This window comes from Pseudovibrio sp. Alg231-02 (assembly GCF_900143565.1).
Lineage (GTDB): Bacteria > Pseudomonadota > Alphaproteobacteria > Rhizobiales > Stappiaceae > Pseudovibrio.
Map to the genome: position 1 here is coordinate 423,045 of NZ_FREX01000003.1, position 13,301 is coordinate 436,345.

A 13,301-nucleotide genomic window follows, 5' to 3' on the forward strand; every position below is an offset into this window, starting at 1 on the left:
TTAAGACCATAGTAGACCAATGAAACCGCTAGCGTGAAAGGTGGGATTTAGCTTACTCTGCGGCTTACTAGTTAATCTCGTATGTAAAAAATATGGGATCAGGGGGGAGCTGGCTGGAGCAAATTGGGATAGTGTTCCAGATCAGCCATAATAGCGCATTGAGGTACTCAAATCTGATGGCTAAGACAAACGAAGCCACTATCATCAAGAAGTACGCCAACCGGCGGCTCTACAATACTGGAACCAGCACCTATGTGACTCTCGAGGATCTTGCGGTGATGGTGAAGGATGAAGATGACTTCGTCGTCATTGACGCCAAATCCGGTGATGACATCACCCGGACTGTTCTGACGCAGATTATCTTTGAGCAGGAAAGCAAGGGGCAGAACCTTCTTCCAATTACCTTCCTGCGCCAGCTGATCCGGTTTTACGGTGACAGCATGCAAAACCTCGTGCCGAGCTATCTGGAATTCTCCATGTCCTCTCTCACACGAGAGCAAGAGAAGTTGCGCAGCCAGATGAACCAGAACTTTGGCTCCTCTGCCTTTGAGGTTCTGGAAGATCAGGTGAAGCGCAATGCAGATATGTTTGACCGTGCGATGAAGATGTTCCTGCCGTTTGATGGGGCAAATCCTGCGGATATGACGGGGCAAGCTCAAGCACCGGAAAAGGAAGCTGCGCCTAAACCTGCAGAAACGCAGGCCAGCAGCGGCGATATTTCTGACCTGAAAGAGCAGCTTGCAGAAATGCAAAAGCAGATCGCGGCTCTTGCGGCGGCCAAAAAAGACGCCTGATACACGCACATTGCTGCTGAGTTATGGAAGCCGGAGGGATGCCTTCGGCTTTTTTAATAGATCCACGGGAACAAGCGGCAGGGGACCTTCTCAGTATAGGTTGTGTAACCTTCGCAGTTGCTGGTGAGGGTTTTTTCTTCAGTTCTCATCAGCGGCAGGAAGCCGAGGATGATGAGCGGGATTGCGAGGAAGGCGAAGAGTTTTGAGCCCAGTATCATGGAAAGGCCTGCGATGCAGAACATGAGGCCGAGATACATGGGGTGACGGACCAGTGCGTACGGTCCGCAGCTTTCAACGCATTGCTGCTCGCTCAGGTCTATTTGAGGTGTTGGCTTGGCGAAGGGGCTTTTGCTGAAGGTCCAGACGATGAGAATGACACCGCACAGGAAGAGGAACAGGCCTCTGAGGATTGGTTTCACGTCTCCTGTTTGAGGCAGGATATGCCAGAGGTGAGCGTCCAGAGCAGCGAGCAGGAAGTAGACGAAGATCACTCCAAACAGAATGAGAGTGGCGCGTTTGTCTCCCTTCAGGGCCTTTGAGGGGAACGAGGTGCGTTCTTTGAACAGCCAGGGATTTATGCGGGCGAGCCATAAGCCTACGCCGACTTGTGCGAAGTAAACCAGTGCAACAATCATCAAGCCTCGCGGCCATGCCAGTGATGATCCTGCGAAAGCGATGGACGGCAAGATGGCGAGCGCGATGAAGACCGCGAGCATCGCTGAGCTTATGGTCAGACGTAGGTACAGACTTCTCTCCATCTCAACTTGCGTGTGTTGCAATTGCACAAGTTTACGGAGAGAAACCGTCTTTGAGGCGAACAGATTGCTGGTCTGCTGAATACCCGGTTAGTGGGATGTTTCTAATTCGCCGGAACCTGCTCATTGATCAGTCCCAGTGTGCGAATGTAACTGGCGAACGCTGGTTCTGTGGTGAACTGATAAGCGGTCAGGCCTGCTTCGCGGGCGCCTTCCACATTGTCGAGGCGGTCATCCACGAACAGGGTTTCTTCTGGTTGGAAGCCGTACTTCTCACAGACTGTCAGGTAGATGTTCGGGTCTGGTTTGCGGGTTCCAAATTCAGCGGAGGCATGGCCGCGGTCACCAAAGATTGGCTCCAGTGCTGGAGCGACTTCATAGAGCGCGTCTTTCAGCATCATGCCGTTGTTGGTGAGCAATGCGACTTCGTGGTTTTGTTTGATTGCTTCCACATGGGAGAGCATATCCGGCCATTCGGTCATCATGTCCCGGCGGATTTTGACCCACGTTTCACGTGAAATAGGATGGCCCAGAAGCCGTTGATACTGCGAGAGGTATTCTGCTGCGGTGTGCGGCGTGCCGGCTTCGGCAGCGTTTTCTTCTGGTCCCTTAAAGACGATATGATCGATCTCTTCGGCTGGTTTGCCGGTCATGTCAGCGAGGACATTCAGACGGTAGGGGTGGTCATAATCGTAAAGGACGTTGTCCATATCAAAAATAACAAAGCGAATGGGCATGGGTACCAATCTGAAATGAAGTGAACCGTGATGGTGGTGCAGTTGCTGGGCGCAATATAGTCCAGCAACTGCGGTAAAGTTGTGTCAGCCTGCGTCAGCCGTGAAACCAGCTGCCTCAATGCCTGCAATGGCTGAAGCTTCGTCGTTTTCGGATGTGTCGCCGGTGATGCCGACTGCGCCGAGAATTTCGCCGTCAGTGTTGCGGACCAGAACGCCGCCCGGCACAGGCACAATGCCGCCACCTGCAACGCCGTTGAGTGCCTGCACGAAGTGAGGACGGCTTTGGGCGTTGTCGTTGAGCCAGCGGGACCCTGCACCAACGGCTACGGCGCCATAGGCTTTGCCCATTGCGATTTGTGGGCGCAAAATTGATGAGCCATCCTGACGTTCGAGCGCGACGAGGTGGCCGCCTGCATCCAGTACAGCGACGGTGAGCGGTTTGAGGCCAAGTTCGCTTCCCTTAGCCTGTGCTGCTGAGATGATTGTCCGGGCGTGATCAAGATTGAATTGCACCATAAGTATTTCCTGATAGGTTTTGCTGAATCACCCTGTTTTAGCAGAGGATGATGATGCGGGGAATTCTTCGTTAGGGGACCGGAGATTCACTGGTAATTACAAAGAGGGATTTTTCGTGTTTAGAGATTTTCAGGTTCCGGGTCGCTCCGCTGTTTATGCACCACATGCAATGGCAGCGACATCCCATCCATTGGCTACCAATGCAGCGCTCGAAATTTTGCGAGAGGGCGGTACTGCCGTTGATGCTGCTGTGGCCGCTATGGCTGTTCATTCTGTCGTTGAACCGCATATGACGGGCATTGGTGGTGATTGCTTTGCCATTGTTGCGCAGCCGGATGGTACGTTGTCGGGCATGAATTCATCTGGGCGCGCTGCTGAAAATGTGAGTGCGGATAAGCTGATAGCAGATGGTTTGCTTGATGTTGCAGTGGATTCAATTCACGCAGTCACCGTTCCGGGCGCCTTGCGCGGGTGGGAGAAACTGCTCAAAGACCATGGACGGTTTTCATTCGATAAGGTTCTGAAGCGGGCCATCGGTTATGCGCGTGACGGGTATTCAGTCTGCCCGCGTGTGGCTGCGGACTGGAAAGGTGCTGTTGACTTTCTCAAGCGTGATGAAGGTGCATCTGAGCTGTTTTTGAAGGATGGTCGTGCGCCTGTTGTTGGCGAAATGATGCGTAACCTTCCCTTGGCTGAGACACTGGAAGCTGTTGCAAAGAGTGGGGCAGATGCGTTCTACAACGGCCCGATTGCTGAAGAGATTGCAGCAGTAGTGCAGGCGAAGGGTGGATACCTGACAGCGGACGATCTGGCTGCGCATGAGGCTGTTGATCTGACACCCGTCACCACGGACTATCGCGGTGTGACGGTTGCTGAATTGCCACCTAACGGGCAGGGCATTGTAGCTCTTATCATGCTGGAGCTGATGAAGCGGTTTGACTGGGCGGATCTGGATCCAATGGGGCCAGAGCGGTTCCATCTGGAGATGGAGATTGCCAAGATTGCTTATTCTGGCCGTGATCGTTTTCTTGCTGATCCTGAGACGATGGAGTTTGACCCGCAGGCGTTTCTGGATAGCGACTACATCGATGGCCTTGCCAAGTTGATCCGCACGGATGCTGTGTTGCCGAGGCAACCGGAAGAGGTGCTCTCACCGAAGTCTGATACGGTTTATCTGAGTGTGGTTGACGAGAATGGTCTGGCCATTTCGCTCATCAACTCCATTTATCACGGCTTCGGCTCTGGTATCGCGACACCGAAATCCGGTGTGCTTTTGCAAAACCGTGGGGCGTGCTTCACGTTGGAAGAGGGGCATCCAAACCAGATTGCTGGCGGCAAGCGGCCAATGCACACTATCATTCCGGCGATGGTTCTAAAGGACGGTCTGCCTTATATGAGCTTTGGTGTGATGGGTGGCGGGTATCAGCCGTGCGGCCATGCCCATGTGCTTTCCAACCATCTGGACTACGGCATGAATATGCAGGAGGCCATTGATTGCCCGCGTATGTTCATCGACGAGAAGTCCTTGTCTTTGCAAGCTGAAACCAGTGTCTCAGCGGAGACGATTGAAGCACTGCAAGCTTTAGGCCATGAGGTTTCCATTGTCGCGACCCCAATTGGCGGCGGACAGGCCATCATGTTTGACCGAGCTAACGGCGGTGGCCTAATTGGCGGCTCTGACCCACGCAAAGACGGCTGCGCACTGGGTTACTAAAGCGCTGGTGTTTTGTTGGCTGTGATGGGTATGACTGGTTGAGTTGCTCCGGCACCTCAGCCGTCATGCCGGTCAAGCGGAGCGCTGATCAGGTATCCAGTGCAAAAGGTGTTGGTGTTGGTTAGGGCTGCTCTGGATCCCGCATCAAGTGCGGGAAGACGAGGGAGAGGGCTGGGGCTCTAGGTTCCGCATCGCGCTGCGCTTGTGCAGGATGACGGTATTGGGATTTCGCCAGCGTATCCTTGCGGCAACAGTTCTTTCGCTTTTGCAACTTTTCGTTGACAGGTGGCCGGTTCCATTCCACATTCATATGTGAGGCTTCGAAACCTCTTTGTCAGCGGTAACCGCTCCCGTCAACTAGCGGATTTTTTGTGCCTTTTTTCTGAGGGCGCAAACCCTTTGCTATGAGCGGGAGGGCGGTGAATACAACACCTCCTTCGGGGGGGAATAAACTCGCCTGTCTGACTCAGGTTTCGAACCTCCCGCTCGCCAGCGGGCCGTCGAAAGCTCAATGTCGTGCGGTTCATTCAACAGCCAAGTCAGAAAGGCTTTGATTATGGACGACACTGCATGCGCCTGTGGCGCCACAAATACTCTTCAGAATGAATTTGATGACGTAAACGTTGCTGTTTCTGATCTTCAGAATCTTGCTTATGTGCAGCATATGGTGCTGAGCGAGCGGATGAAGAACAGTTGCGAACGTGACGTTTTATTCACTTTGCACTACGCTTTGTGTAACCGCCTAGAGGCACTTGATAAGACCTGCGGAATTTTAACCGATGCGTTGTCCGGCACGTCCTTCCCTAAAGGATTTTCCGGTCACGCGACACGCAGCGTCGCCTCTCCACCACCGGTCGAAACCAATATTGTGTCTCTTGATTAGATCACTGTGAACGGCACTCCAAGGGCTGCCTCAACTACCCTTGCACAGCCCTTCATGAGTGTCCTGCTGGTCTGCGGCCGGGCGAAGTGTGCCCGCAGGCCAGCATCTTCGTGTGTGTTTTTAGATGCGTTGATGGGTGTGGCTCTGGATCCCGCATCGAGTGCGGGATGACGAGGAAGGATGATTACGTGAAGAGCAGCGCTAGGCGTTGTTCTCTGCTGGAGCTTATTGAGGCCCGCACAAAAGTGGTTTTACTCCTTAGCCAATCGGTTTCCTCTCACTGTCATCCCGGGCGGAGCGTAGCGGAGACCCGGGACCCATGATGAGGTCACGGCAAGCACGACATTCGCGGTTTGTAGCAATCACTGTATGGGTCCCGGCTCGGGGGCCGGGATGACATCGGGGGTGAGGGCAATGTGAAACAACTAGCGTACGGATGCTGGCGTTGGTGGGGGCTCTGGATGCTGCATCGAATGCGGGATGACGAGGGAGGGCGGGCTTTTTGCGCGTCAGCCTGTCGGCTTCCTCCTGTGTCATCCCGGCCTTTGAGCCGGGATCCATAACCCATTGCCTTGCTTTTTCACCAACGCGTTTGACCAATCTCTAACACTGGGGGTATAGGTCCCGGGTCTTCGCCCGGGATGACACCGGTGGGTGGGCAAAGACTGTCTCAAAAAACTTATTCCCCTTCTGAAATCCTCCCATATTCTGAACCTATGCCTACGTAACGGGCTGCTGGCGGAGCGACCGTCAGTTTGTCGTAGGTTGGGTTGGGCTGTTGGAAGACGTAACGCACCTTTCAGTGGTCCGGTGAACCGAACTTCAAACGTGACCGCATGGTTTGAGGGGAAGGGCCCAGGACTATAGGGTATCACGCGGTGACGGATGCAGACGTACCGGCAGTAAAACCTGCTTTTGCAGATGTGTTTGTCAAAGACGGAGGAACTGTTTGGGCATGGAAACGTGTCTGGATAAGCCACTTTCTTTCCGGGAAACCGGCTATCGTGCCTTATAGGCAAAAGAGGCGACGTAGTTCATTATAAGAAAGCCCGGGCAAGGCGTGTAGCCAATGCTGAAGAAACATTTTTAAACAAGTAGCGCAGGTATTGCCTACCGCCTTGCTCATCCCGACTTCCGGGAATTCTGGTTCAACACTGCATGGGATGCCATGTGGTGCTGTTGGTGTTTGTGTTGGGAGAAATGCATATTTTAGTGACGAGCAAAGCCATGCATGAGACTGTAGTTATGTTGGACAATGCTGGGTATTTTTATGAGATCGAAAGTAATTCAGAAGCTACAAACTAACTCAGAAGTTCGAGATGTATTAACTGCATATTTTGGAGAAGTTTCGAGGCCTGACAGAGATAATCGCTTTAGAGTGGTAACACACTTTGGTGGGTTTGGCTCAGCGACGGGGTGGGTCAACCACGACTATGAAACAAGAAAGCTCCAACGAGAAACCATCGCAGCGATTAGAGACGCATTAGCTAAGTCTAACCCATCCTCGCTAATTCATGAGAATGAAATTGGTAGATTACTTCAAGAAACTCTGTCTAGATCTCTTGATGGTAAGACAACTGTTAAAAGCTTTCTGGGGAGCTTTTTTGCTGAATACGAGAAGTACCTCGAACAGGCGTGGGTTGTGTTTCTGCCATGCTACTCATGCATTTTGCCTTTAGATACGCAAAGCTTAAATCTTGGCAATGTGAGTATTGTTTTATCTGAAGAGGTTCTAAAGGAAGCTCAAAAAAACTATCACTTCAAGATCGTTCAAGCATCAAGATGTTCTGGGATGATGAATGTAATAAATTAAAGTGTCAGATCGGAGAAACGGGGTACATTAAAACACTTCCTTCATCGAATGTTTTCTGGCGTGTTAACGCGAATGCTTCTCCTGAAAACCTAAAGGAGGAAGCATTATGGTCTATCAATGTAACCTTAAGCCTCATTCGTATTTTTGGAACTGATTGGTCTGTCATGTATCCGCAGTCGCTAGATCTGGAGAAAGATCCTGTGATTGAAGATAGAGATTTTGGTGTTGACCCACTCATAATGACTAAAGGCAACATTCGAATACCTGGACAAAAACGGATCGGTATCTATGAGATTTCTGCAAAATCACTACCGCTTTTTAAGAGCGAATGGTTTCAACAAATAGCCATACAGCTTTCCGAAGCTAAAGAAAAAACCTTAGCGTATAGAGTTCGTGACGCGTTGGGTTGGATGGGGCGTGGTCGACTAGAAAACGATAGGGCTTTACGGTTACTCTTCTTTTTTACGGCTATTGAAGCAATGTTAAGCAGTGAAGATAAGGGTGCTCCTGTTACCGATACTATCGCGCGCTATGGGTCCATAATTATCTCTCTGACCAAGAACGACCGGTTGAATAACTATGAGTGGATTAAGAAGCTATACAATAAGCGTTCTGAAACTGTGCATCGAGGGCTGCGCAATAGCTTGTGGGGGCATTCAATTGAAGCCCAAGAGATTGCTGAAGTGGTTGCTTGGCAAATTCTTGAAAAATGTGATCTGACACAAGAGTACTCTCAGTTCCATAAGGATCTCAAGAAAGCTTCTTTTGGCAGTGATTGGGAGCCGAACCCATCCACGTTAGCTAAACCAGATCTTACTCATGCCTGATATTGAATAATGCGGCCTTCGCCGATGAGGCGGGGGGCTTTTTCGGTGGTGGTGTAGCTGATGGCGCCTTCCTCGGGTTCTACGCGGCGGCGGTCGCGCAGGTGGGCGGCGTTTTCTTTGATGCCGATGAGGTGGGCGAGGAAAGCGGAGTTGCAGCGGAAGACGTTGATGCGCTTTGGCAGGTCATAGAACTGGGCGTCTTTTTCGTGCTGGGTTTGCGTGGTGGCGACATCCTCAGAGACTTGCAATTCCTTGCCTGGTTTCCCGTAGGTGTTCCGTCTTGAGACAGTCTCAGCATTTTGCTCTGTGATTTTGGCGTGACGGCGAGAGCCGATATCGCGATAGCGACGATCAGCGTCTGTTCCAGTGTTAATCGCTTTTCCAGTGCGGGTGACACGCATGACTTCACTCCCCCGACCGTCTCAAAATGAGACACCTGCCGTTTCCTGGGATTCACATCGCAAGGCGCGTGCCAAAGCTTAAGTTCTTATTAGGATTTTAATTATCTGGGTGCGGTAAGAATGCTGAGAGGCATGAAAAAGCTAGTAAGTACTGAAGGTTAAAGCTTGTCGATCTGATCTTCAGGACCGCTGACGAGCAGGGTTACGCCGTCCTCTGTGAAGGTGCGTTCGATGATTTCCAGCTGTAGCAGAATGACCTGGCGTTCCAGTTCGGCACTGCTGGAGAAGCTGGCGGAGACACTGCGGGTTTTGATGCGCAGCCATGGCACAAGCTCAGCTTCCCGAATGGCGAGATTTGCGGCGCCGGAGTAGGCCCGTGCCAGACCGCCGGTGCCCAGTTTTGTGCCGCCGAAGTAACGGACGATGATGACGCCCACATCCACAAGATCTGCACCAATGAGCGTTTTGAGTGTGGGCATGCCGGAGGTGCCAGACGGTTCACCATCGTCTTTGCCGCCTTCATCGATGCGTCCCTCGGGGAGCATTCTGCGGAAGGCGGTGACGTGGTGGTTGGCTTTTTTGTGCTCGTCGCGAAGGTCCGCCAGCCGCTGAGCAAAGTCTACATGGGGTACCAGAAAGGCAAGAAAGCGTGACTTCTTTTCTTCCAGTATCGCGTTGTATTCCTGCTCAACGGTGAAGAGGGGCATCGGCTTATGCTCCTACCGGTTCTTTGCTTTTGAAGTGCTTGGAGAGCTTCAGAGCCTGACCTTGATAGTTGGAGCCAATGCCTTCGCCGTAAAGGGTTTCTGGCACTTCCTCCATGTGCTCGTAGACAAGGCGGCCAACCGTCTGGCCGTGTTCTACGATGAAGGGAACGTCGTGAGAGCGGACTTCGAGAACGGCTCTGGAGCCTGTGCCACCAACGGTGGAGTGGCCGAAGCCGGGGTCGAAGAAGCCTGCGTAGTGGACGCGGAATTCGCCGACGAGTGGGTCGAATGGCACCATCTCAGCAGCGTATTGTGGTGGGACGTGGACGGCTTCCTGCGAGACCAGAATGTAGAACTCGTTCGGGTCGAGGATGAGCGTTGCATCGCCGCGATTGTACAGCGGTTCCCAGAAGTCTTCCGGGTCCTGTGCGTCTTTGCGATCGACGTCGATCACGCCTGTATGGCGCTTGGCGCGGTAGCCGATGAGGCTGTCTTTGCCAGAGCCTTTCAGGTCGATGGACACCTGGACGCCGTTGTTGATGGCGTCTTCGTCCTTGCCGCCAGACACCAGTGTGTGCTGGTTGTGCACTTTGGTCAGGTCTTCATCATTGATGAGGGTTTCACCATCGCGGAAGCGGATTTGGGACAGGCGAGAGCCCTCGCGGACCAGCACAGGGAAGGTCTTTGGAGAGATCTCAGCGTAGAGCGGGCCTTTGTAGCCAGCTTCAACACGGTCAAATGCGCGGCCTTGGTCTGTGATGACGCGGGTGAACACATCAATGCGGCCCGTGGAGCTTTTGGGATTGGCTGTGGCGGACTGCTCAGCCGGGAGGTCCAACGCTTCCTGAAGGCGGACGATGTAAACGCAGTTGGTTTCCAGCACGGCGCCTTTGGAGAGGTCGATCTCGTGCAGGATGAGCTTTTCCAGCTTGTCTTCCACTTTCGCGTCGGGGCCGGGCAGAAAGGAAGCGCGGACACGCCATGCTTTGACGCCGAGGCGCAGGTCAAGACTGGCAGGTTGAATCTGGTCCTCGTCGGGCACTCTGTCTGCTTGAATTGCACCGCTGGCAAACATAGCTTCAATCGCTTTTGCCGGAAGAATGCCTGTCATTGTTGGTTCCGCCCCACTCGTACTCAAATCGTTCTGACACTGATTAACGTAAGTTTGATCTCTCGCCAAGTCTGCAACCTAAGCTGATTGATTGACCCTAGTGTATTTTCGAGGTAAAAACGCTGCCTATTCCGTGGTGATTTGGTCGACCGGCTTGCAACCACGTAAAACAAGTAGCTAAAGGGTCGGGTTCTTGTATAGACCTCGGCCCGCGCCGGGGTTTTTTAATGAAGGGGTAGAGCAATATCTCTTCGGGCAGGAATGAGCGATGACAGACGCAAAGAACTGGAAGCCAGCAACTCGGCTTGTTCATGGAGGCACAACGCGCTCCAGCTTTGGTGAAACATCCGAAGCTATCTTCCTTACACAAGGGTATGTTTACGACAGCTCAGAAGCGGCAGAAGCACGCTTTTTGGGCGAGAATCCGGGCTATATTTATTCCCGGTACGCAAACCCGACCGTAGGAATGTTCGAGCGACGAATGTGCGAACTGGAAGGTGCTGAGGCCGCACGTGGCACGGCTTCTGGTATGGCGGCTGTTAACTCTGCGATTATGGCCTGCGTTAAAGCTGGCGATCACGTGATTGCACCAAAGGCGCTGTTCGGTTCCTGCCGATACATCATCGAAAAGCTGCTGCCACGTTATGGTGTGGAGTCCACGCTGATTGATGGCACTGACATTGAGCAATGGAAAGCAGCTGTTCGTCCGAACACCACGGCGGCGTTTCTTGAAAGCCCAACCAACCCGACGCTTGAAGTGATCGATATTCCTGCTGTGGCGGATATTATTCACGAAGCTGGTGGACGGCTTATTGTCGACAACGTGTTTGCGACTGCTATCTGGCAGAGCCCGCTGGCGCTGGGTGCGGATGTGGTGATCTACTCCGCGACCAAGCATATTGACGGGCAGGGCCGATGTTTGGGCGGTATCGTGCTTTCCGATGAAAAGTGGATTGTGGAAGAATTCCATGACCCGTTCAAGCATACCGGACCTGCGATGAGCCCATTCAACGCCTGGGTTCTGCTGAAAGGTCTGGAGACGTTGTCTCTGCGTGTTGAGCGTCAGACAGCTAATGCTGGCAAATTGGCAGAGTTCCTTGCGGATCATTCTGCAGTGTCTCGGTTGATTTACCCAGGTCGTGCTGATCACCCACAGGCGGATATCGTGGCTAAGCAGATGCAGGGTGGGTCTACCATGCTGGCGTTTGATTTGGCGGGTGGTAAGGAAGCGGCCTTCAAGTTCTCCAATGCGTTGGAGATTGTCAGCCTTTCCAACAACCTTGGTGATGCGAAGAGCCTGATTACCCATCCGGCGACGACTACGCACCAGAGTGTTGCGGAAGATGCGCGTCTGGAGCTGGGCATTACAGACAAGACGCTTCGTCTTTCTGTTGGTCTGGAAGATGCAGATGACCTGCTGGAAGATGTTGCTAAGGCACTGGCCGCGCTTTAAGCTTGTTGCACATTATGACTGACATGAGGGCATCCAATCGGGTGCCCTTTATGCATTAAAGCGCAATGCTGCAGACTTGTTGTTAGCTGTTGCTGGTTGCCACAACTACATCTCGCCGTGCTCCGGACAAGGTGATGATGAACCCGGCGATGACATCCAGAAACGTGATGGTCATGAGCAGCAGGAAGAGCGGGGTGGCGGCTTCTTGTACCGAGAGGAACTCAATCAAGTAGGCTACGAGGATCAACAGAGACAAGCTGTGATCTACAAGTGAGAGTGTGCTGGTTCTGGTGGCTTTGATGATCTCAACGAAGAGCAGGACCAAAGTGCCTGCAAGCAGAAGGGTGGCGACATCCAGAGGAACAAGCAGTCCGGATGGCAGTGGGATCTGGAATACAATGGCAGCCCAAGGGGTGACGTTGTAGCCTTGATCAAGCACCGGCTCTAGATCTTCAAACCACCGAAATGCCACAGCGTTGTAGAGCAAAAACGGAATGAGCGTGAGTGGAATAGTCCTCATGTGGTTGTCCCCGGAAGAGCTGGAAGCGGTATCCTATCGGAAAAGATTAACATTAATGCTGGGGGTCTGTGATGCCCTGAAACCGGGAGGGGTAACGCTTCGAGTGGTTTAATGCCTAGGGCTTTCATTTTAAGTGGAGTTCTAAGGAATACGACGCGTGCGATTGTGAATAGTGAGGGGGCGTCGCACGCGTTCTGTCATGCGACGTTCTATGTGAGAGAGCTCGTTGTAGTTATCGACGGTGATGCCCTTCCAATATCTGACGATGGGAAGGCCTATGCGGAGTTGAAAAGCACCAATGGGATAGTTGATGTCGCTGTGATAGCGGATCTGTCCAACAAATGTGGTCTTCAATCCAGGTAGGCCAAGCCAGCCTGCACGGGATAATTCAAACCGTCCCTGTGCTCCGCTTATCTCTTCAATGTTGTTGGCGGTTCTATAAAAGCCTCCTGCATAGATGCGGAGGCCGAACCCCAGATCCTCAGTTCCGGGGAGGTCGTAGCCAATCTCTCCTGAAAGGTTGAGGAGAGGAATGTTTTCGCGTTGGTCTGTGCTACCCGGCTCCGGTTCCAGAATGCGGACTTTGCTTGTCGGGAATTGTGCGTTGAAGCGAGCCTCATAGTTATTTGCCAGAAACTCGATGCCCGTGGTGACTGCAGTTGCGGGGCCGCGTTCGTAATCTTCCTTGTAGTTCATGAAGATGTAGGTGCTGCCAATCAGGTTTGGCCGCACAAAGTGACGGAGGCCACCGCCAGCACTTATGAGATATACAGCATCAGAGGAGTTGCCGGAGCGGACATCAGCGAAGAACATGCCATGACTGTCCTGAAAGACTGGCGTGATGACTTCGGCGGCTCCAGATGTGTTATTGCGATCTGTCTCAAACAGGCCGATGAGGCGGGGTTGGTATTTGCCTTGCGGATTGAAAGTGAAGTGGTCGTCCAAATTGAAGAGAGGTTGGGCCTGGCTGGCAGAGGTATTCAGTGCCACAAGGCAGAGCAGAATACGCAACAAAGTTTGCAAAAGCTGGCCCATTTGCTCTCTTGGTGCTGACGAGAATGCGACGTTTA

14 protein-coding genes and 1 riboswitch are annotated in these 13,301 nt (G+C 52.7%); of the genes, 6 read left to right on the forward strand and 8 right to left on the reverse strand.

Translation table 11 applies throughout. The features are described from left to right. The first annotated feature begins 176 nt into the window (after positions 1–176). A complete protein-coding gene (gene phaR, locus DHN43_RS11495) occupies positions 177–794 on the forward strand; it encodes a polyhydroxyalkanoate synthesis repressor PhaR (RefSeq protein ID WP_170930229.1) in 618 nt (205 codons plus the stop codon). Between the two features lie 53 nt (positions 795–847). On the opposite strand, the gene DHN43_RS11500 is transcribed toward phaR, so the two are convergent. The 3 genes from DHN43_RS11500 to DHN43_RS11510 form a co-directional block, all read right to left on the reverse strand. Beyond that, positions 848–1,552: a methyltransferase family protein gene (locus DHN43_RS11500; RefSeq protein ID WP_208980650.1), complete on the reverse strand. Its 705-nt coding sequence runs from the start codon at positions 1,550–1,552 to the stop codon at positions 848–850. A gap of 101 nt (positions 1,553–1,653) precedes the next feature. Next, a complete protein-coding gene (locus DHN43_RS11505; protein WP_057464710.1) occupies positions 1,654–2,286 on the reverse strand; it encodes an HAD family hydrolase in 633 nt (210 codons plus the stop codon). 84 nt (positions 2,287–2,370) lie between these two features. Further along, positions 2,371–2,802, reverse strand: a complete 432-nt coding sequence (locus tag DHN43_RS11510) for a GlcG/HbpS family heme-binding protein (RefSeq protein ID WP_057464711.1) — start codon at positions 2,800–2,802, stop codon at positions 2,371–2,373. Between the two features lie 115 nt (positions 2,803–2,917). On the opposite strand from DHN43_RS11510, the gene ggt reads away from it, so the two are divergent. From ggt to DHN43_RS11530, 4 genes are all read left to right on the forward strand, one after another. Beyond that, a complete protein-coding gene (gene ggt / locus DHN43_RS11515) occupies positions 2,918–4,516 on the forward strand; it encodes a gamma-glutamyltransferase (protein WP_244306706.1) in 1,599 nt (532 codons plus the stop codon). 556 nt (positions 4,517–5,072) lie between these two features. Next, a complete protein-coding gene (locus DHN43_RS11520) occupies positions 5,073–5,399 on the forward strand; it encodes a hypothetical protein (protein ID WP_063286137.1) in 327 nt (108 codons plus the stop codon). Between the two features lie 1,270 nt (positions 5,400–6,669). Continuing rightward, positions 6,670–7,212 (forward strand): hypothetical protein, encoded by a 543-nt coding sequence (locus DHN43_RS11525; RefSeq protein WP_159096832.1) that lies wholly within the window; start codon positions 6,670–6,672, stop codon positions 7,210–7,212. Continuing rightward, on the forward strand, positions 7,182–8,039 hold the full coding sequence (locus DHN43_RS11530; protein WP_108818662.1) for a HEPN domain-containing protein: 858 nt from the start codon (positions 7,182–7,184) through the stop codon (positions 8,037–8,039). Before DHN43_RS11525 ends, DHN43_RS11530 begins: the two co-directional genes overlap by 31 nt. Here DHN43_RS11530 and DHN43_RS11535 read toward each other — a convergent pair. The 3 genes from DHN43_RS11535 to DHN43_RS11545 form a co-directional block, all read right to left on the reverse strand. Next, on the reverse strand, positions 8,030–8,440 hold the full coding sequence (locus DHN43_RS11535; RefSeq protein WP_108818663.1) for a hypothetical protein: 411 nt from the start codon (positions 8,438–8,440) through the stop codon (positions 8,030–8,032). The genes DHN43_RS11530 and DHN43_RS11535 overlap by 10 nt on opposite strands. A 158-nt stretch (positions 8,441–8,598) precedes the next feature. Continuing rightward, positions 8,599–9,147, reverse strand: coding sequence for a YigZ family protein (locus DHN43_RS11540; protein WP_063291114.1), 549 nt, complete (start codon positions 9,145–9,147; stop codon positions 8,599–8,601). A gap of 4 nt (positions 9,148–9,151) precedes the next feature. Beyond that, positions 9,152–10,258: a 2'-deoxycytidine 5'-triphosphate deaminase gene (locus DHN43_RS11545; RefSeq protein ID WP_057460767.1), complete on the reverse strand. Its 1,107-nt coding sequence runs from the start codon at positions 10,256–10,258 to the stop codon at positions 9,152–9,154. A 123-nt stretch (positions 10,259–10,381) separates the two neighbouring features. Beyond that, a riboswitch (SAM riboswitch) is annotated at positions 10,382–10,459 on the forward strand. Between the two features lie 67 nt (positions 10,460–10,526). Here DHN43_RS11545 and DHN43_RS11550 point away from each other — a divergent pair. Further along, on the forward strand, positions 10,527–11,711 hold the full coding sequence (locus DHN43_RS11550) for an O-succinylhomoserine sulfhydrylase (protein ID WP_057460766.1): 1,185 nt from the start codon (positions 10,527–10,529) through the stop codon (positions 11,709–11,711). Positions 11,712–11,793: 82 nt separating this feature from the next. On the opposite strand, the gene DHN43_RS11555 is transcribed toward DHN43_RS11550, so the two are convergent. Next, the gene (locus DHN43_RS11555) at positions 11,794–12,231 is read right to left on the reverse strand and encodes a hypothetical protein (RefSeq protein ID WP_057460765.1); all 438 of its coding nucleotides are present in this window, start codon (positions 12,229–12,231) and stop codon (positions 11,794–11,796) included. A 141-nt stretch (positions 12,232–12,372) separates the two neighbouring features. After that, on the reverse strand, positions 12,373–13,266 hold the full coding sequence (locus DHN43_RS11560) for a hypothetical protein (RefSeq protein WP_208995231.1): 894 nt from the start codon (positions 13,264–13,266) through the stop codon (positions 12,373–12,375). Positions 13,267–13,301: the final 35 nt, after the last annotated feature.

Bases quoted from the DNA above. Each gene is read 5' to 3' on its own strand.
- DHN43_RS11555 (WP_057460765.1), bottom strand. From the start codon at position 12,231: ATGAGGACTATTCCACTCACGCTCATTCCGTTTTTGCTCTACAACGCT.
- DHN43_RS11550 (WP_057460766.1), top strand. From the start codon at position 10,527: ATGACAGACGCAAAGAACTGGAAGCCAGCAACTCGGCTTGTTCATGGA.
- DHN43_RS11510 (WP_057464711.1), bottom strand. From the start codon at position 2,802: ATGGTGCAATTCAATCTTGATCACGCCCGGACAATCATCTCAGCAGCA.
- DHN43_RS11500 (WP_208980650.1), bottom strand. From the start codon at position 1,552: ATGGAGAGAAGTCTGTACCTACGTCTGACCATAAGCTCAGCGATGCTC.
- DHN43_RS11505 (WP_057464710.1), bottom strand. From the start codon at position 2,286: ATGCCCATTCGCTTTGTTATTTTTGATATGGACAACGTCCTTTACGAT.
- DHN43_RS11540 (WP_063291114.1), bottom strand. From the start codon at position 9,147: ATGCCCCTCTTCACCGTTGAGCAGGAATACAACGCGATACTGGAAGAA.
- phaR (WP_170930229.1), top strand. From the start codon at position 177: ATGGCTAAGACAAACGAAGCCACTATCATCAAGAAGTACGCCAACCGG.
- DHN43_RS11520 (WP_063286137.1), top strand. From the start codon at position 5,073: ATGGACGACACTGCATGCGCCTGTGGCGCCACAAATACTCTTCAGAAT.
- DHN43_RS11545 (WP_057460767.1), bottom strand. From the start codon at position 10,258: ATGACAGGCATTCTTCCGGCAAAAGCGATTGAAGCTATGTTTGCCAGC.
- DHN43_RS11525 (WP_159096832.1), top strand. From the start codon at position 6,670: ATGAGATCGAAAGTAATTCAGAAGCTACAAACTAACTCAGAAGTTCGA.
- DHN43_RS11560 (WP_208995231.1), bottom strand. From the start codon at position 13,266: ATGGGCCAGCTTTTGCAAACTTTGTTGCGTATTCTGCTCTGCCTTGTG.
- DHN43_RS11535 (WP_108818663.1), bottom strand. From the start codon at position 8,440: ATGCGTGTCACCCGCACTGGAAAAGCGATTAACACTGGAACAGACGCT.
- DHN43_RS11530 (WP_108818662.1), top strand. From the start codon at position 7,182: ATGTTCTGGGATGATGAATGTAATAAATTAAAGTGTCAGATCGGAGAA.